At 58.4% G+C, this 18,287-nt stretch carries 16 protein-coding genes and 1 tRNA gene; 11 read left to right on the forward strand and 6 right to left on the reverse strand.

Annotated features, from left to right (window positions below; all coding sequences use genetic code 11):
- Positions 1 to 552, forward strand: a 552-nt coding sequence (locus tag VGU61_RS07835) for a DUF1631 family protein (RefSeq protein ID WP_326858552.1), incomplete at its 5' end; no start/stop codon positions are given.
- Positions 553 to 702: 150 nt separating this feature from the next.
- Here the strand turns inward: VGU61_RS07835 and VGU61_RS07840 are convergent.
- A complete protein-coding gene (locus VGU61_RS07840; protein WP_326858553.1) occupies positions 703 to 1,344 on the reverse strand; it encodes a DUF4136 domain-containing protein in 642 nt (213 codons plus the stop codon).
- 117 nt (positions 1,345 to 1,461) lie between these two features.
- Complete coding sequence (locus tag VGU61_RS07845) at positions 1,462 to 1,815, reverse strand: hypothetical protein (RefSeq protein WP_326858554.1); 354 nt, start codon at positions 1,813 to 1,815, stop codon at positions 1,462 to 1,464.
- Positions 1,816 to 1,887: 72 nt separating this feature from the next.
- Between VGU61_RS07845 and pepN the strand changes: the two genes are divergently transcribed.
- A complete protein-coding gene (gene pepN / locus VGU61_RS07850) occupies positions 1,888 to 4,557 on the forward strand; it encodes an aminopeptidase N (protein WP_326858555.1) in 2,670 nt (889 codons plus the stop codon).
- A gap of 558 nt (positions 4,558 to 5,115) precedes the next feature.
- Positions 5,116 to 6,120 carry a class 1 fructose-bisphosphatase gene (locus tag VGU61_RS07855; RefSeq protein ID WP_326858556.1) on the forward strand — a complete coding sequence of 335 codons (1,005 nt, stop codon included), beginning with the start codon at positions 5,116 to 5,118 and terminating at the stop codon, positions 6,118 to 6,120.
- Positions 6,121 to 6,271: 151 nt separating this feature from the next.
- Here the strand turns inward: VGU61_RS07855 and VGU61_RS07860 are convergent, their stop codons facing one another.
- Positions 6,272 to 8,353, reverse strand: a complete 2,082-nt coding sequence (locus tag VGU61_RS07860; protein WP_326858557.1) for an RICIN domain-containing protein — start codon at positions 8,351 to 8,353, stop codon at positions 6,272 to 6,274.
- Positions 8,354 to 8,901: 548 nt separating this feature from the next.
- On the opposite strand from VGU61_RS07860, the gene VGU61_RS07865 reads away from it, so the two are divergent.
- A tRNA-Thr gene (locus VGU61_RS07865) sits at positions 8,902 to 8,977 on the forward strand.
- Between the two features lie 79 nt (positions 8,978 to 9,056).
- Here VGU61_RS07865 and VGU61_RS07870 read toward each other — a convergent pair.
- Positions 9,057 to 9,509 (reverse strand): PaaI family thioesterase, encoded by a 453-nt coding sequence (locus VGU61_RS07870; RefSeq protein WP_326858558.1) that lies wholly within the window; start codon positions 9,507 to 9,509, stop codon positions 9,057 to 9,059.
- Positions 9,510 to 9,688: 179 nt separating this feature from the next.
- Between VGU61_RS07870 and VGU61_RS07875 the strand changes: the two genes are divergently transcribed.
- The 6 genes from VGU61_RS07875 (at position 9,689) to VGU61_RS07900 (ending at position 14,589) form a co-directional block, all read left to right on the forward strand.
- Entirely contained in the window at positions 9,689 to 9,946 is a 258-nt protein-coding gene (locus VGU61_RS07875; RefSeq protein ID WP_326858559.1) for a hypothetical protein, read from the forward strand.
- A gap of 104 nt (positions 9,947 to 10,050) precedes the next feature.
- Positions 10,051 to 10,368 (forward strand): hypothetical protein, encoded by a 318-nt coding sequence (locus VGU61_RS07880; RefSeq protein WP_326858560.1) that lies wholly within the window; start codon positions 10,051 to 10,053, stop codon positions 10,366 to 10,368.
- Between the two features lie 657 nt (positions 10,369 to 11,025).
- Entirely contained in the window at positions 11,026 to 12,903 is a 1,878-nt protein-coding gene (gene ftsH, locus VGU61_RS07885; protein WP_326858561.1) for an ATP-dependent zinc metalloprotease FtsH, read from the forward strand.
- A 174-nt stretch (positions 12,904 to 13,077) separates the two neighbouring features.
- Entirely contained in the window at positions 13,078 to 13,698 is a 621-nt protein-coding gene (locus VGU61_RS07890) for a flavin reductase family protein (protein ID WP_326858567.1), read from the forward strand.
- 259 nt (positions 13,699 to 13,957) lie between these two features.
- Entirely contained in the window at positions 13,958 to 14,245 is a 288-nt protein-coding gene (locus tag VGU61_RS07895) for an HU family DNA-binding protein (protein ID WP_326858562.1), read from the forward strand.
- A gap of 152 nt (positions 14,246 to 14,397) precedes the next feature.
- Entirely contained in the window at positions 14,398 to 14,589 is a 192-nt protein-coding gene (locus VGU61_RS07900) for a hypothetical protein (protein WP_326858563.1), read from the forward strand.
- A 202-nt stretch (positions 14,590 to 14,791) separates the two neighbouring features.
- Here VGU61_RS07900 and VGU61_RS07905 read toward each other — a convergent pair whose 3' ends face one another.
- Together VGU61_RS07905 and ampC are read right to left on the reverse strand one after the other, a co-directional pair.
- Positions 14,792 to 15,934 carry an MFS transporter gene (locus VGU61_RS07905; protein WP_326858564.1) on the reverse strand — a complete coding sequence of 381 codons (1,143 nt, stop codon included), beginning with the start codon at positions 15,932 to 15,934 and terminating at the stop codon, positions 14,792 to 14,794.
- A gap of 123 nt (positions 15,935 to 16,057) precedes the next feature.
- Complete coding sequence (ampC, locus tag VGU61_RS07910; RefSeq protein WP_326858565.1) at positions 16,058 to 17,224, reverse strand: class C beta-lactamase; 1,167 nt, start codon at positions 17,222 to 17,224, stop codon at positions 16,058 to 16,060.
- Between the two features lie 261 nt (positions 17,225 to 17,485).
- Here ampC and VGU61_RS07915 point away from each other — a divergent pair.
- On the forward strand, positions 17,486 to 18,287 hold an 802-nt coding region (locus tag VGU61_RS07915; RefSeq protein ID WP_326858566.1), incomplete at its 3' end, for a hypothetical protein.

Here is an 18,287-nt window from a genome sequence, read left to right on the forward strand (position 1 = left end):
TGGAGCGTCAAGCCCAAGACCAGCCCGGAGGAACGCAAGCTGCTGCTGAGCCGGTTACCGTCCATGCTGGCGATGCTCAACGCCTGGCTTAATGTCGTCAAATGGGACGGCGCGGACCGGGTGGATTTCTTCTCGCAACTTGCGGAACGCCACGCCTCCATCGTCCGCACCCAGGTCGAGCTCGTGCCGCGCTATGAATTTGAACTGGCGCTGAATGCGATGGAGCGCGCAAGTGAACGCCGGCTCAACAAGCGCGCGACAGAGCAGCCGGCGATCCCGGTAGATGAATTCGTGCATCTGGTCGATGCGCTGGAATCCGGCGACTGGCTCGACTTTTACAATGACGATGACGTGCCGTCGAAGCGCAAGCTCGCGTGGATCAGCCCGGGCCGTACACGGTTCATCTTCGCCGGCAGGCCGGCGGGGCAGCCATTTACGATGAACTTCGAGGAACTGGCGCAGACCTTCAGGGAAGGGCGCGCGGAGGTGGTGAAGGCGGAAGCGGTGATGGATCGGGCGCTGGGGGCGCTGCTGGAGGAGATCGGAAAGTAGACGCGTTGCGCCGGCTGAATCGGAGCCGCCTATGAGCGGCGACGTGGACAGGTTGTAAGCAAACCCGCTTTTTGCCTAGCAAGGAGAGAAAGGACTAGCAATCAAACCAATTGCAAAAAATTCATTTCACAACTCCAGTCATCCTCCTCACTACTCCATCTTCAGCTCAATCCTCCGTGGCACCCCGCTCGGCCCCGGAAAATCCGCGAACGCGCTGCGCACCATGTACGGCATCACCGTTGGCAACGATCCGTTCGTACCCTCGCTCACCACCGTCACTTCATACAGATTCCTGTTGTCCGGTACCCGCGCCAGCTTCACCTTCAACTGCCGCGTGAATAACTGAAAGCTCACATCGCGCTGCTCGATGATCGGCGGGCCGTACCAGAACGGATCGTAGAACGGGCCGTAATATCCGCGGCGGTAATAGCCGGGCCAGGGCGGCCCCCAGAACGGGCCGGGCCAATAGGGGGCAACCGCGACTGGCTCGATCACCCGCACATCACGCATGCTGATGCCATACTCCAGCGATGCCTTCAGTTGCGCCGCTTTGGCGCCGGCGGCTTCCACGAAACCCAGCCGTTTCAGTTCATTGCGCACCAGGTTTTCATAATTGCGGTACTCCAGGTTGTTGTCCTGCTCCGGCGTACGCTCGAACACATACGACTTGTCCTTCAGTTCTGCCGGCCATTCGTGGAATGCGGTCACATTGCTTTGCACCGACGTGGTAGCGCACCCAGTCAGCAACAGGCCGAAAACCATCAACAACCAACCCGACATCCAGCGTTTCATTCTCATTCTCCGACGCGATACACGATGATTGATCCAGCCTGTCCGCCACAGCAATTAAGATCGGATGACTGCAATAAAAAATCCGTAAGCATTTGTAATTTCACTGGTGGCACGCACTCATCGGGGATTTTCGAAGAACACATAATTGGTCCCGTAGTCGCTGATCTCGAAATAGACTTTCTTCTCGCCCTGATCGACGACCATGTTCAGATTTTCATCCATCACGCCATAGCCGAAACGATAGGGACGCGGGCGGTTGTCGTCGGTACCCATCGCCGTCGACAGCTTGTCGATCTGCACGAAGCGCCGCACGACTTTCTCGCCTGCATAAATTTCCAGAACGCCATTCGTGCCCGTCCAGTTCTGCACCGACCGGCTGATCGAGTTTTGTTGCTCCTGCGTACAGGACGCCAGCAGCAACGATGCTGCGGCCACGACCGGAACCACGAATACCGCAAAGGTGTTTTTCATTGAACTGCGCTCCATCTGCTCAGGTTGGTAGAATGCCCATTTTGCGCCAATTTCTCAGGATTCAACATCCCTATGCGTACCGACACCCCCCAGACCATCTACCGCAAGGACTATAGCCCGCCCAGCTACTGGGTCGATACCGTGGAAATGGGCTTTGACCTCGATCCGGAGAACACCCGCGTCGCCACCCGGCTGACCATGACCCGCAATCGCCAGAGCCGCAGCAAGAGCATCGTGCTCTATGGCGAATCGCTGCGGCTGGTGCAATTGCGGATGAACGGCAAGCCGCTCTCCAAGCGCGCCTATGCGCTCGATCACGGCACCCTCGAAATTTTCCGTGCTCCCGACCAGGTCACGCTCGAAATCGAAACCATCACCCAGCCCGGCCTGAACACCTCCCTGATGGGCCTGTATGTGTCCAACGGAAACTTTTTCACGCAGTGCGAAGCCGAAGGCTTCCGCAAGATCACCTTCTTCCCCGACCGGCCGGACGTGATGTCGAAGTTCACCGTCATGCTGCGTGCCGACAAGGAAAAATATCCGGTGCTGCTGTCCAACGGCAATCTGATCGAAGAGGGCGACCTCGGCGACGGTCGCCACTACGCATTGTGGGAAGACCCGTTCAAGAAGCCGTCCTACCTGTTCGCCCTCGTCGCCGGCCAGCTCGTCTGCCAGGAAGAAACCTACCAGCTCAAATCCGGCCGCGAAGTCCTGCTGCAGGTCTGGGTGGAAGAGGGCAATCTCGACAAGATCCAGCACGCAATGGACTCGCTGAAGAACAGCATCCGCTGGGACGAGGAACGCTTCGGCCTGGAACTCGACCTCGACCGCTTCATGATCGTCGCCGTCGGCGACTTCAACATGGGCGCGATGGAAAACAAGGGCCTGAACATCTTCAACACGAAATATGTGCTGGCCAATCCGCGCATCGCCACCGACGCCGACTTCGCCGGCATCGAATCGGTGGTCGGTCATGAGTATTTCCACAACTGGACCGGCAACCGCGTCACCTGCCGCGACTGGTTCCAGCTCTCCTTGAAGGAGGGCCTCACCGTCTTCCGCGACCAGGAATTTTCCGCCGACCTGATCGGCACCGCCAGCGGCCGCGCGGTCAAGCGCATCGAGGACGTGCGGGTGCTGCGCCAGGCACAGTTCCCCGAAGACGCCGGCCCGATGGCCCACCCGGTGCGTCCCGACTCCTACGTCGAAATCAACAACTTCTATACCGTCACCATCTATGAAAAAGGCAGCGAAGTGGTGCGCATGTACCAGACGCTGCTCGGCCGCGAAGGTTTCCGCAAGGGCATGGACCTATACTTCGCGCGACACGACGGCCAGGCGGTCACGTGCGACGATTTTCGCGCCGCGATGGCGGACGCGAATGACCGCGACCTGACCCAGTTCGAGCGCTGGTACAGCCAGGCCGGCACGCCGCGCGTCAGCGTGGAGGCGCGTTACGATGAGGCCGGACAGAAGTTCGAGATCACGCTGTCCCAGTCCTGCCCGCCGACGCCGGGACAGGTAAAGAAACTGCCGTTCCACATTCCCGTTGCCGTCGGACTGCTCGACCGCAGGGGCAAGGACATGCCCTTGTATCTCGATGGCCAGACACTGGAAGGCGACGCGCCCACCACCTTGGTGCTGGAACTTACCGAGGACAAGCAAACCTTCGTCTTCGCGAATGTGCAGCAAAAGCCGGTGCCATCGGTGCTGCGCGACTTCTCCGCGCCGGTCATCCTGGACATCGACTACAGCGATGCCGACCTTGCCTTCCTGATGGCCAACGACAGCGACCCTTTCAATCGTTGGGAAGCCGGGCAGCGCCTCGCCACCCGCCGCATGCTGGCGATGGTGGAAGCGGTGCGCGATGGCGCCGCCCCCGGCGAGACCGGCCTGGACGATCAAGTGCTCGTCAACAGCTTCCGCGCCACGCTCAACGATGAAAGCCTGGATGCGGCCTTCCGTGAACTCGCGCTCACGCTGCCGTCGGAAACCATCATCGCCGAACAGATGGCGGTGATCGATCCGCACGCCATCCATGCTGTGCGCCAGACGCTGCGCCGCACGCTTGCAAAAGCATTGCGCATGGACCTGATGGTTGCCTACCAGTCCAACCGCACGCCCGGCACCTATAGCCCGGACCATGTCTCGGCCGGGCAGCGCGCGCTGAAAAATCTCGCCCTGTCCTACCTCGCCGAACTGGGCGACGCCGACGTGCATCTGCAGGCGCAGACGCAGTACGACAACGCCAACAACATGACCGACCGGATTGCCGCATTATCTGCGCTCATCAACAGCAATGCGCCGGGCAAGGATGCCGCACTGGCATCCTTCTACACCGACTTCGAACGCGAAGCACTGGTCATCGACAAATGGTTCATGCTGCAGGGCATGTCACGCACCACCGATGTGGACGCAGTGCGCGAACTGATGAAGCACCCCGCCTTCTCGCTCAAGAACCCGAACCGTGCCCGCAGCCTGATCTTCAGCTTCTGCAATGGCAATCCGTCGCGCTTCCATGCGGCAGACGGCAGCGGCTATGCATTCTGGGCCGAGCAGGTCATCGCGCTCAATACCCTCAATCCCCAGGTCGCGGCGCGACTGGCGCGCACGCTGGACCGCTGGCGCAAATACACACCTGCGTTGCAGGAGCAGATGCGCGTAGCGCTGAAGCAGGTGGCGGGAACGAAGGGCTTGTCGAAGGATGTGGCGGAGGTGGTGACGAAGGCGCTGGCGCCGTGATGTTTGAGCTTAAGCCGATAATGTAGTGAATCTGGAGTGGAGTCTTTAACCCGGAGATATGACCGGCTCCTTCCCCCTCGTAGGGGGGCGTAGCAGGGAATTCGGATAGCATGCTGTCCGCCTGCACAGCGGATTGTCCGTAAGGACAATCCGCTTGGTTGGGATGGGGCGGCCCGCGTAGGGGTGCGGAGGTCGAGCCACCGCATGCAATAGCCCAAACTCATTACCCCTCTCCCTAACCCTCCCCCTGAGAGAGGGAGGGGACCTTCCTTTTTTGGGGCAAACCAAGCTATGGACCTGAAAAATTCCTTTCTTCATTTTTAGTGAAATCATGAACAACACCTTCACTTTGCGCTACCTCGAAACATTCCATTCAGCAACGATGTAATCTACCCAACAACAAAAACAGGCAGCAACCCGAAAACCAAGAAAAATTCACATCAATCCTGTCATTCCCGCGAAGGCGGGAATTCAGAAGCACATAGCAACCCAAGGCCAAGCCAGACAACCGATCCAAAACCATTCACAATAAAACCCGCCACCACGGAAACCAAGCCCATGAAACGTGTCAGCCTCACCCAATACCTGGTCGAAGAACAACGACTGCATAACAAGATCCCGGCAGAGCTGCGTCTCCTGATCGAAGTCGTCGCCCGCGCCTGCAAGACCATCAGCCACTCCGTCAGCAAAGGCGCATTGGGCGAAGTCCTCGGCAGCGCCGGCAGCGAGAACGTGCAGGGCGAGATGCAGAAGAAGCTCGACGTCATCTCCAATGAAATGCTGCTCGAAGCCAATGAATGGGGCGGCCATCTTGCCGCCATGGCGTCGGAGGAAATGGAAGGCATCTTCCCGATCCCGAACCGCTATCCGAAAGGGGAGTACTTGCTGCTGTTCGATCCGCTCGACGGCTCCAGCAACATCGACGTCAACGTCTCCATCGGCACGATCTTCTCGGTCCTGAAAGCGCCGGAAGGCATGAGCGCGCCGACCGAGGAAGCCTTTCTGCAGCCGGGCAGCAAGCAGGTCGCCGCCGGCTACGCGGTCTACGGCCCGCAGACGGTGCTGGTGCTCACCACCGGCGACGGCGTCAACTGCTTCACCCTCGACCGCGAAATGGGTTCCTGGGTCCTCACCCAGCGCGACATGCAGATCCCGGCCGACACCAAGGAATACGCGATCAATGCCTCCAACGCCCGCCACTGGTATCCACCGGTGCAGCGTTACATCAACGAACTCCAGGCCGGCGACACCGGTCCGCGCGGCAAGAACTTCAACATGCGCTGGATTGCCTCGATGGTCGCCGATGTGCATCGCATCCTGAATCGCGGCGGCATCTTCATGTACCCGGCCGACGCCCGCGAACCGGACAAGCCAGGCAAGCTGCGCCTGATGTACGAAGCCAACCCGATGGCCTTCCTGGTGGAACAGGCCGGCGGCGCCGCAACCAACGGCAAGGAACGCATTCTCGACATCCAGCCGAAGAAACTGCATGAGCGTGTCGCGGTGTTCCTCGGATCGAAGAATGAAGTGGAGCGGGTGACGGGTTATCACCAGGAGCAGTAGCGCGTTTCGTGTTCGGCACCGACTGTGCCGCCACGCATGCAAAAGAAAAGGCCGGCATACGCCGGCCTCTTATCTTCAGTTGATGCCCGAGGCTTCCTAAGCCTTGTCCCGGATCGCCCGGTACTCCTTATCCAGAGCGATCCGATGCCGGTTAGCCCGGTGTGTTGCCTGGCACCGCACCCGAGAACTGCACCACCGCGCCATTCGGGGAAATACGCCAGACGCCGTACATATGCGTCACGTAGATGTTGCCGGCTGCATCGGTGACCAGATCGTTGCCGGTTTGGGCGCTGACGCGAGTGCCTCCGCGTTCTTCGGCGACGTAAATGCCGGGATTTCGCAGAGTTGAACTCGATCCTTCCCGGACGAGTCTGCCGCCGCTAAAGACCAGGACGCGACCTGCGTTGTCGACTGTGAGGTCCGTCATATTGTAAAGTCCTCCGTCGACTGCCATGCCACCGCCACCGCCAAAGTAGGTGACCTCTCCCGAAGGCGAAATGCGATCGATACTGCCCCATCCTTGCCTGCCACCGCTGCTGGGTCCTGCATAACCTTCGAGGTTCGTGACATACAGATTATCCTGCGCATCGATCCCCAAGCCGTTGACGGTTTGCAAAACAGGTACAGAGGGATTGCTGCTAGGCGGCGTAGGATAGGTGCTTACCGTACTATCAGGCGCGATCCTGCGGATAAAAGCGGTATGGTAGCCACCACTGAACACCGGACGCCGGTGTATATCGGCGACCAGTACATTGCCCGCAGAATCCGCGACGAGATGTTCCGGTGAGGTGAACCGGGCTGCCGCGCCCGTGCCATCGGTATTGCCTGCCGCAGTGAACGATCCGGCCAGCGTCGTCACAACGCCGGCAGGGCTGATCCTGCGGATCGCCTTGCTGGTGGCTTCGACGACGTAGATATTGCCGGCTCGATCTACCGCCACATCCGTCGGCGACATGAACCGTGCGGCGCTGCCCTGGGCATCGACATAACCGGGCTGGCCTGCCGCGCCCGCCACGGTCGTCACGCTGCCGTCAGGCGCCACTCTGCGAATCGTATGGTGGCCGCGGTCGGCTACGATCAGGTTACCCGCCGCATCTCGGGCAATGCCATTGGCACCGGCAAAATAAGCCGCCGTTGCAGGGCCGTCACCCTGATCCTGGGCAGTCGGTGTACCGCCGCCGCCAATCGTCCAGGTCTGGTTGTCCTGGCCGGTGCAGTCCCACAATTCCATCAGCGCGCCATCGCCTGTCGCACCGGTCCCGCCTCTGACATCGAGGCAGCGTCCGCCGGCCAGCGCGGTGGTGAACCGGTATTCGCCGCGATTGGACAGAGGTTCCATGCGCCATAGCTGGTTCACTTGCCCGTTGCAGGTCCACTGCTGGATCACTGCTTCGTTGTTCGGGTTTGCCTCCCTCACATCAAGACATTTGCCGCTGCTTCGCGCAATCAGCTCGAACAGTCCGTTGCCTCGTTCACGGATCGTCCAGTCCTGGTTCGCCTGGCCGGTACAGCTCCACTGCTCGATCAGCGCGCCATCCTGGGTCGCGCCCGGGCCGCCCATCACGTCCAGGCACTTGTTCGAGTGCTTGGCAATGACGGGTCTGGCCGCGGTTGAAGACGCTGATGATGAAACCGGCAGGCTCAGCGCCCAGGACTGGTTCGCCTGACCGGTGCAGTCCCACAGCTCGGTAAGCACGCCTTCCTGCGTAGCGGCAGGTCCGCCGATCACATCGAGACAGCGTCCGGCAACGGTATGCACGATCTCGTACCTGCCCCCCGTCGGCTTGAGTCGGACGTTCCACAACTGATTCGCACTGCCGTTGCAGGTGCTTTGCTGAATCCGTGTCTCATTCGCCGTACCGCCGCCGACCGGCTCGATGCACTTGCCGCTGCTGCTTGCCCGCAGCACATAGCTGCTGCCATACGGTACGAGTGTCCAATCCTGATTGGACTGTCCGGTGCAGCTCCATTGCTCGATCAGGGCGCCATCCTGAACTGCCGCCGTGCCGCCGCGCACGTCCAGGCACTGGCCGGAGTGTTCGGCAATGACACGTGTCGTGCCCGATGCTGTCGATACAGTGGATGAATGATGCAGCAAGGAGGCGCCCGACGAAGTGCCTGCCTGCGGCGAAATCGACGATGTACCGCCGCCGCAGGCGACAAGGAGCAGGGACAATAAGCTGTAACCGGCACCCGCGCCCAAGCGGGTACCTCTGTCTGTAAGACGAATCATGAAACGGTCCTTTTCTTCTTTTTACGTTGAATGACATTTCGACTTGCTCGTCCAAGTCCCGAAATGCCGGGTTAAGTGGATATGCAAACTGGAAAACAGACGCCGTGAGAGACCATGCCTGACCGGGTAAATCAGGGCCGGCTACCGGCACAAAGCGACATGGTTTCATCGCTGTGTCGGCAACCCGGAAAGAGGGTTAATAGCGGATGTTGATTTTCCGTCTATAAGAGACGGGGACGGAAATGCGCGTTCCGAAGCGGAATTTCATGTGCCTGATATAAATCAATGAAATGAAGCATTGGAATCAGGAAATTTGACGAGGCGTAATGTCGTTGGCGCAAATCATGATCTTGCCTGTCTGCTTTGAGCATTGTGCCAATGACGAGCGTTCACAGGATGGACTTGCCTGGTTACAGAAACAATCTGACGATGCGCGCCTTCAGCCTGTGATTGAGTCAGGTAAAAGGATAGAGGATGCGCAAAGGTTAAGCTGCTGCAAACGTGATAGTGGCGAAAACAAAAATGTTTTTGCTAGAATATTTGCCATTGCTGATGTAGCTCAGTCGGTAGAGCAACTGATTCGTAATCAGTAGGTCGGACGTTCGATTCGTCTCATCAGCACCAGAAAATCAAAGGGCCGGCAAGCGCTGGCCCTTTTTCTTGCATCGCACGAATACGCTTGATATCGGTTCGGTATAACAGACTACCTCGCCGGCGCAACCATGGCCTTGCCCAACGAGTAAGCCGGACCATCAGGATTCTTTCGATCCCTCAACACGCCCTGCGCGAAGCAGAAGTTTTTTGCCGAGCGCACGACCTGCGCTTCAAAGGCCAGCGATGGGCTGACGGTAGCGAGATTCAGGAATTGCACGGACAGGTCCAGGGTGACGACGACATCCGTGTCGTACTGCCCCAGACCGGCCAGCACGAAGGCGGCGTCGAACCCGGCGGCGATGACACCGCCATTGACCGCCGGGGTACCGCCACCGCCAAGCGCTCCGGTCTCCAATCTGGAAAACGTGATGACCGCCGTTCCCGGTTCCTCGAATGCGCCTTGAAAACCGAACCAGAGAATTTCATTGCGCATGTTAAAAGCGCGCATCTGTTCCTCGCGCTTTTCTGCTGACAGACGAAAAGGGATGGGGGCTGTATTCATAGTGGATGGTTGTGCGGTGCCATGAGGTAATGTGGAATCAGAACATTACCAGCGAATTGGAAACATCGTCGCGCTCCTTTCTCGAACCTGCGCGGGTGATTGCGAGGCAGGTGCCTCAATGCTTTTCCTCCTGATCTGGCCCAGAACGAATGCACTTATCGCGGAGAATGAGATGTGACATGGTGATTCAGCGTTTCGACCAAGCACAGTTCAGGTCTGTCCGTTGCATTGGTGACCTGGCTCATTCATGGATGCGGATTGAAGAGACTCACGAGTGCATGAGCGCAACAATTATTGCCGGCATTCATCTGCGCGCATTAGCTTCGGGAAAGTGCATATTGTTTTGCTTTGAAAGAACAGAAAGCCGAATCCATCTACAACACATCGTCGATGACAAACAATGTGTTGCCAGCATGAATGATTGCAATCCCGAATGACTTTCAATCAAAAAGCAACGGTCTCAATATCAATTCTCGATCTCTCTTTTCACGGTGCTGGACTATAGGCATGATGGTCATAACAGACGAAAGGAGGGCACATCATGAACATGGTCAGCACGAGGACTCTATCAGAGCATCTATGCACGCTTGCCACGGTATTGGAGTCGGAGGCATTGCGTGCTCAGGCGCTCAAGCTCCGGCCGAGTCAGAACTTGTTTGCGGAAGCATCGCAACTGCGCATCCTGGCTGATCAGTTATGGCAGAAGAATTCGGTGATCGAACTTCCTTCAATTTCAGGAGCGCCCGGCCCACTATCGTTTGCCAGTCCAAGGAGCACCGAGAAGCGCCAGGCACGGCATGCGGCGCCGAACACCCTGGTCGTCCCTGCGCGGGGCATTCAAAGCGACTCATTCAAATAGCCATGACGGAAGTGGGGGCCAGGTAACCGCTTTCGCATGTAAGGAGCACATTCAATATCGTTCGACTGGCGATGAAATTGACTCTGCAGCACTTGCCTGCATTGGTGCGGTTTTTTGCCCGTGCTGCAGCAACTGTTTTAATGCCGCCCCTGACCCGGCATTGAATAATGAGCGACCGTCGCCGCTTGACGGTGTGCGAAGCAGCGGAAGCGGAGTTCTGCCGGGACCCGTATGCATGGACGGGTTTTGATGCGACGCATGGATGTCCGCAAATCGCGTTAGACTGCCGGTATTGTCTTGCGCTTGTATAAAGCGACTCTGTCCCCACCTGATAGCTACAGCGTGCCACCCGTTATTTATTTCACATCCTGGCTGTCGCCTCTGACGCGATCCGCATGTGACGATGTAGCGCAAAACGCGCTTGCGTTGATGAGCGCATGTGAATCTTTTGTCAATTCTGTTCTGCTGTTTATCCGAAGTGATGCACCTGAAAACATCGCTTTTAAAGAAGTTGACCCACTATTAGGATCTTTGGCGCAAAAGTAATGTCGCATGGCAGCCGATCATGTAAATGCATGACGCCGACCGACAAGCCCACCGACCCGACCTTACCATTAATCGTAATTTGCCTACTTGTTGTATTAGCCAGGAGGACATGTGAATCAGAAGTACTCTAGGAACGCAATCTGGGCTGCCGTCATCTTTGCTGTCTTCCTCGTATTTGGACAGATGAGCGGCCCCAGCAGCAATTCCGGCGCCTCGTCGATCGCCTATTCGGAATTGCTGAAAGAAATCAAGGCCGGAAACATCAAAGAGGCCACCATTGAAGGGGACAACGTATTCGCGGTGACCAACAGCGGAACGCTGCTGAAGTCGACTGCAACCATGCTGGACCGCGGCCTGATCAATGACCTGATCGCCGCCAGCGTCAAATTCGATGTGAAGAATCCCGAAGGCCCATCCTTCCTTTCCCAGTTGTTCATCTCCTGGTTCCCGATGCTGCTGCTGATCGGCGTGTGGGTGTTCTTCATGATGAAATCGCAAGGCAAGGGCGGACTGGGCGGCGCGCTGTCCGTCGGCAAATCGAAGGCCCGCATGCTGGATGAGAAGTCCAATCACGTTACGTTTGCCGATGTAGCCGGATGCGACGAAGCGAAGGAAGAGGTCGGCGAGATCGTCGAGTTCCTGCGCGAACCGAGAAAGTTCCAGCAGCTTGGCGGGCGAGTACCGCACGGCGTGCTGATGGTCGGCCCTCCGGGAACAGGTAAGACCCTGCTGGCCCGTGCAATCGCAGGCGAGGCGAAAGTGCCGTTCTTCACGATCTCGGGTTCGGACTTTGTCGAGATGTTCGTCGGCGTCGGTGCATCGCGTGTTCGCGACATGTTCAACAACGCGAAGCAGCATGCCCCCTGCATCATCTTCATCGACGAGATCGATGCCGTAGGCCGCCAGCGCGGCACCGGCATGGGCGGTGGCAATGACGAGCGCGAGCAGACACTGAATCAGCTCCTGGTGGAGATGGATGGCTTTGAAGGCAATTCCGGCGTGATCGTCATCGCGGCAACCAACCGCGCTGACGTGCTCGACAAGGCGCTGCTGCGTCCCGGCCGTTTCGACCGCCAGGTCATGGTCGGTCTGCCCGATATCCGCGGCCGCGAGCAGATCCTGAATGTGCATATGCGCAATGTGCCCATCTCGAAGGATGTGCGCGCGGATGTGCTGGCGCGCGGCACCCCCGGTTTTTCGGGCGCCGAACTGGCGAACCTGGTGAACGAGTCCGCGTTGTTTGCGGCACGCCGCAATAAGAACATCGTCGACATGCGCGATTTTGAAGATGCAAAGGACAAGATCATCATGGGCCCGGAGCGCAAGTCCGCGGTCATGCGCGAGGAAGAGCGCCGCAATACGGCGTATCACGAATCCGGCCACGCGGTCGTCGCGGCATTGCTGCCGAAGGCCGATCCGGTTCACAAGGTCACGATCATGCCGCGCGGATTTGCGCTTGGCCTGACATGGCAGCTTCCCGAGCATGACCGGGTAAACATGTACAAGGACAAGATGCTGGAAGACATCGCCATCCTCTTTGGCGGACGGATCGCCGAAGAAGTATTCATGAACCAGATGTCGACCGGCGCTTCGAACGACTTCGAACGTGCGACGAAACTTGCGCGTGCGATGGTCACCCGTTACGGCATGTCGGAAGCACTCGGCACCATGGTTTATGTCGATGACGCACAGGACCCGATGTTTGGAATGCAGACGACATCCGTTTCGGAAGAAACCCAGCAGAAAGTCGATGAAGAGATCCGCGGCATACTGGATCGCCAGTACGCACTGGCGCGCAGCCTGCTCGAACAGAACCGCGATAAGGTGGAAGCGATGACCGAGGCGCTGCTCGAATGGGAGACGATCGATGCGGACCAGATCGAAGACATCATGAAAGGCTTTCCGCCGCGCCCGCCGAAGTACGGCGCCCCTGAAAAAAGAGTGGGCAGGTCCGGTCCGGTCGCACCGAACATTCCCGCGACGATCTGATCTTTCCAGTTCGGCTGTCATGCATGCCTGCATTTCCCTTGGAGATGCAGGCATTTTTTATGGGCATCCGATAGCGGGTGCTTCTCATCCACCGGTGGTTACGATGCATGAGAATGCAACGAATTGCATAGAAGGATAGAATCGATGCCATCACTTATGCGCGCACGGCATCGCATGTCATCCATCCACTTCTATGAACCGGAACAAGGGCACGGCTTGCCGCATGACCCGTTCAATGCGATCGTCGGACCACGTCCGATCGGCTGGATCTCGTCGCAGGACGCGGAAGGGCGGCTGAATCTCGCTCCCTACAGCTTCTTCAACGCATTCAATTACACGCCGCCGATTATCGGCTTCTCCAGCATCGGTCCTAAGGACACCCTTCGCAATGCGCAGCAGACCGGCGAATTTTGCTGGAACCTGGCAACCCGTCCGCTCGCCGAGGCGATGAACGCGAGCTGTGCGCCGGTTGGCCCTGATGTCGATGAGTTCGCGCTTGCAGGCGTCACCCCTGGGGCATCTCGCGTCGTCGCTGTGCCGCGCGTGCTGGAAAGCCCGGTGTCCTTCGAGTGCCGGGTGACGCAGATAGTCCGCCTGCAGACGGCAAAAGGAGAAAACGTCGAAACCTGGGTCGTGTTCGGCGAAGTGGTCGGTGTTCATATCCTGCAGTCCTTGCTGATCGACGGCAAATACGACACGGCGGGGGCGCAGCCCATCCTGCGCGGCGGTGGCGCCGCCGATTATTTCGGAATCAGTCCGGAAGGCCGCTTCAGGATGATGCGTCCCAAAGCCTGATCGCCGGTGCCGGATGGCGGGAGATATTGAGGAGGATGGACTGAATGTTGGTTACAGATCGTTGGGCGTTGTATCGAAAATTGCTCCTCGCATGATTCATTAATGAAACTTTTTGGACAGCTTGCCTCCGAGAAGTCAGAATAGCGGTGGAGGATCCGCGGCGCATGGCACTGCCGACAACATTGCCGGTCCATGCGGCATCAGGGTTCTTCAACATAAAATCTTTTTAACAGCAATGCCAGATGTGTAGAGGAGTTTCATGAACAAGGCAGAAATCATTGAAAAAGTCGCCACCGACCAGAACCTGACCAAGGTGCAGGCGAAGGCGATTGTCGAGCAGGTATTCGGCTTCGTGGGCGCGGACCTGAAGAAGGAAGGGCGCTTTTCCTTTCCGGATCTCGGCACTTTCACCGTTACCGAACGCGCTGCCCGCAAAGGCAGGAATCCGGCAACGGGAGAAGCGATTAAAATCAAGGCATCCAAGAACGTGCGCTTCAAGGCAGCGCCGTCATTGAAGGCATTGGTTGCAAAAGTAAAGGTCAAGTAATACTTGATGCTGGGAAGGGGCGCATCAAGCGCCCCTTTTTCTTGGCGCCGCATGTCTTCGGCAGGCTATTGAAAAGCGGCACGCGCAGCCGTTTCTCAACAGTCGGCTAAGGATTCGGCATGGAATATCACCATTCACGTCGGAGTATCGCAATGAGAACCAAGAAAGTCAGGTCATCACAAACTCCCGTAGCCGATGGCTTCATTAATGTGCCGGTGTCGAATGTCACTCGTGACGGTTTGCATCTCCTGAAGGAAGCGATGGGGGTAGCAAGCCAGGCGGAGGTGATTGAAAAGCTGGTCGCCATCGGTGTGGCGATCCACCATGCGACGCGCAGCAATTAGGATCCGGCCAAATGACGGCTGATGCGTACCGCCCCGGGATGGCAGAACATCCTTACTGAGGCGTTATCGCGCCGTCAGCCATGCGGGTAACATCGATTCGATAGGGCACGGCGCCGCCTGCTGCTCTTGCAAAGCCGCATGCCTGCATGTGCACCGGACGCGATTGGACGTCCTCGGCGTCTTCGGCGCCTTTCATTGTCCATCAGGACGCGTCTTCCTTTCGCCGGCCTGCAAACACACCGCCAGAGGCAAGCATGCCTGCCAGGGCCCAGAACACGGGCACCGTTCCCACCGCCGAACCGAGCGCGCCGAAAAACAGCGGCAAGACGGTTTGACTCGCATTGATCAGCGTCGAACGCACACCTACCGCTTCGCCAGTGCGGCCGGGTGGAGCTGTTTTGTGGATGAGGCTCATGATCATCGGCAACGCCGACCCGAGGCCGAGGCCGAGCAGAAAGGCCAATGCCAGAAGCACCGGCACCGCATGGAACAAGGGGAAGAGCAGGTACACGAAGGCCGTGATCGCCAGTGCGCCGGTAAGCACGCGCCACTCCGGAAATGTCCGGGAGATCGGACCCATCAGGAGGCGAACCACGAATGTGCCGATGCCGAAGGCGCCCATGATCAGGCCGATGGTGGATGCCGACAGGCCGATGCGTGCGCCCTGGATCGGCACCATGAACGTAAACAAATCCCACCCCATGGACAGCAGGCCGCTGGCGATGAAGACAGCCCGCAGCGGCGCATGACGCAACAGGTCGATCACGCGGGCGCTTTTTGCCGCTGTCGCCGGCGTCGGGCGGACGAAATTGAGCTTGCGGATCGCGCCCAGAAAAATCAGTGCGATCACGGGAAACGCGGAAAGCATCAGAAATGTCGCGGCATGTCCGGCCCAATCGATCGCGAAGCCTGCAATGACCGGTCCGAGCACGGTGGAAATCGAAAAGCCGAGGGCGAGATAGGAGAAGGCGGTCGTGCGGTTCTGGGCGGTGCTTGCATGGCCTACGGCATTATTAATCGCCACGTGAGTAAGCATGAAGCCGGATCCCAGCAGCACGCTGGCGACATAAAGGCTGGACAGCGAAGGACGCGTTCCCGGCAGCAGAGTGCCAATGATCATCAGCACCAACGCGATGAGCGTCGGCTTGACGACGCCGGTGCGGTCCGTCCACCGGCCTGCGTGGACCGACAGCAGCATCGGTATCACCGCAAGCAGGCTCATGAGGAATCCGACCTGCACCGGTGGTGCGCCGAGATGGATTGCGAAGAGTGTCAGTGAGACACGGCTGCCCGTGAAAGTGATGTGCGTCAGCACCATCATGGCGATCAGGGCGAGGAGGTTCAAGGCAAATTGGCGGGGTGCGCAGGGATGAAGTCTGCCAAAAGTATAGAGCAAAACCGCGAAACGGATCGTCCGTCACGGCGCAGGCTTCGGCACGCCGCGCACTGCCTGGAAAGCATGACGGCGTCACGGCATCACGTCGCCCTTCGCCAGCGACGTCAGTATCTGGTAGGCGGCGGTCACGCGTGCATCGGCAGGATAGTTTTTATTGGCGAGCATCACGATGCCCAGCTTTTGTGCGGGAATGTAAGCGACATAGGCAGCGAAGCCGTTCGTGGAGCCGGTTTTGTTGATCAGCACTTCGGACTGCGGCGGCAATGGAGGATGGAAGCGGATGACTTTGTTCGCCTCGAATACCATCGCATTGCCATTGCCCGCCAATAGCTGCTTCAGTTCGGTCGGGTACGGGTACTGCTCCCATACCAAGCTTTGCACCAGTTCTCCCGATTTGAAATACCCAATGTGAGCATGGTCGATCGCGCGCTGCAAGGTGGCGTCAATATTTGACACCCGCATGTTCGCCTCGATGAAGCGAATCATGTCGAGCGCATTCGATTTGACCGCATAGGCTTCCAATGCAAGAACGCCGGGGCGCATCCGGATCGGTTGATCGGATTTGGAATAGCCTTGCGCATAATCGCCCATCTTGTTTGCCGGAACATGGAAGTAGCTATTGTTCATCCCGAGCGGGCGGAATATCGTCCGTTCGACAGCGCTGTCGAAGGCGGTCTGCATGCTCTTTGCGGCGATCATGCCGAGCATGCCGATGCTGACGTTCGAGTACATCCTTTGGGAGCCAGGCTGGTAAGCAGGCTGCCATGCTTTCAGGTAGTTGATCAGCTGCTCATTGTTATCGATACCATCCGGCACCTGCAACGGAAGTCCTCCCGGTGTGTAGGTGCCCAGGTCCAGCAAAGTGGATTCGTCGAAGCGGCTGCCGCGCAAAGCGGGGAGATGCCTACCCGGACTGTCGGACAGGTCGATGCTGCCATTGACGTGCGCATAAGAGGCGAGGGTCGCGGTGAAGGTCTTGCTGATCGATCCGATTTCGAAAAGGGTCTTGGTCGTAACCGGGCGCTTGGTTTCTTTCGATGCGATGCCGTAGTTATAGAAATGCCGCTTTCCATTCACCGTGAGGGCAACCGCCATGCCCGGGACATCGTACTTCTGCATCGCCGGCCGGATAGCGTCGTCCACGGTCTGCTGCAGCTTTGTATAGTCGACATCGCCGGAAGCATAAGCGCTGGTTGCGAGGAAAAAGCCGATACCGGCACACAGTTTCAACAGACGCATACGTTTGCCTTTCCTTCCATCATCGTCATCGGGTTCGGCAGTATAACTGCGGCGCTAAGAGATGTTGTGCGGGAGCGTCGCGGATCGCAGAGCCGATTTGCGGGAAACTGCCTGCAAAGCTGCCCTTTATCATGCCTGTCATTTCCCGGGGTAAATTTTCCTTGAGGTCGGCACAAACTTTGCTGGGGAGCTATTAACGGAAATGCCATGAACATTGGCTTCCGGATAACAAACACTTTCCACTAGAGAGAAGGGTCGGATATGAGACAAGGTTTTACACATTCCCTGAAGATGGCCGGCATGCTCTGTGCCGGCATGCTCGTCAGTGCCACCGTCTGCGCACAGACCAACTTTACCGCCACCTACAACGGCGCCAGTCCCGACGGCGGCGAATGCTCGAGCACGTACAACATCGTCGGTATGGAGCCGAGCACGCCGGGCAAGCATCCGGTGTTTGTCTACATGGTAGGCACTTGGGAAAATTTTACCAATGCATCCGCGCTGGAAGCGGTCAGGCGCATGGCGGCCAAGGGCTATGTGGCGGCGACGGTCGAATACGGGAATTCGGCCTTCGGCTCATGCAACGTGATCGGCGCCAAGGCGAAATGCGTCTTCGATCCGGATAGCGCCGTCAGCGCCGTCACGCAGATCTGTTCCCGCAAGGGCGCGGACTGCCGCAAGGGATTGGTGGTCGCAGGGTTCAGCCAGGGGGCGATCATGTCGATCCTCGCCAAGAACCACGATGCGCGCGTCCAGGCGGCATACGGCCTTGGCGCCGGCGTGCAGTATGCGACGACCGATCTGCGCCAGTGTGTGGCCGATGGCAATCGCGCGCTGCCGAGCGACCGGCTGCGCATCGTGAATGGCGAGAACGACGAGTTCATGGGCGCAACGCCGATCACGGTGCGCAGCCAGATGCAGGAAGTCACCGGATTGAATTGCGGATTGACGGCGCACGGTTGCGTCAGCCCGAATAACAGCGGATGGCACATGGTGCAGCAGCTCCGGATGACCAGCGGCCTGTCGGACCATTGTTATATGCGCGGCGCTGGCTGCGGCAGCA

It is taken from the genome of Noviherbaspirillum sp., from assembly GCF_035944575.1.
GTDB lineage: Bacteria > Pseudomonadota > Gammaproteobacteria > Burkholderiales > Burkholderiaceae_D > Noviherbaspirillum.

Excerpts from the sequence above, each read along its gene's own strand:
- VGU61_RS07840 (WP_326858553.1), bottom strand. The coding sequence starts at position 1,344 with ATGAAACGCTGGATGTCGGGTTGGTTGTTGATGGTTTTCGGCCTGTTG.
- VGU61_RS07845 (WP_326858554.1), bottom strand. The coding sequence starts at position 1,815 with ATGAAAAACACCTTTGCGGTATTCGTGGTTCCGGTCGTGGCCGCAGCA.
- pepN (WP_326858555.1), top strand. The coding sequence starts at position 1,888 with ATGCGTACCGACACCCCCCAGACCATCTACCGCAAGGACTATAGCCCG.
- VGU61_RS07855 (WP_326858556.1), top strand. The coding sequence starts at position 5,116 with ATGAAACGTGTCAGCCTCACCCAATACCTGGTCGAAGAACAACGACTG.
- VGU61_RS07860 (WP_326858557.1), bottom strand. The coding sequence starts at position 8,353 with ATGATTCGTCTTACAGACAGAGGTACCCGCTTGGGCGCGGGTGCCGGT.
- VGU61_RS07870 (WP_326858558.1), bottom strand. The coding sequence starts at position 9,509 with ATGAATACAGCCCCCATCCCTTTTCGTCTGTCAGCAGAAAAGCGCGAG.
- VGU61_RS07875 (WP_326858559.1), top strand. The coding sequence starts at position 9,689 with ATGGTGATTCAGCGTTTCGACCAAGCACAGTTCAGGTCTGTCCGTTGC.
- VGU61_RS07880 (WP_326858560.1), top strand. The coding sequence starts at position 10,051 with ATGAACATGGTCAGCACGAGGACTCTATCAGAGCATCTATGCACGCTT.
- VGU61_RS07890 (WP_326858567.1), top strand. The coding sequence starts at position 13,078 with ATGTCATCCATCCACTTCTATGAACCGGAACAAGGGCACGGCTTGCCG.
- VGU61_RS07895 (WP_326858562.1), top strand. The coding sequence starts at position 13,958 with ATGAACAAGGCAGAAATCATTGAAAAAGTCGCCACCGACCAGAACCTG.
- VGU61_RS07900 (WP_326858563.1), top strand. The coding sequence starts at position 14,398 with ATGAGAACCAAGAAAGTCAGGTCATCACAAACTCCCGTAGCCGATGGC.
- ampC (WP_326858565.1), bottom strand. The coding sequence starts at position 17,224 with ATGCGTCTGTTGAAACTGTGTGCCGGTATCGGCTTTTTCCTCGCAACC.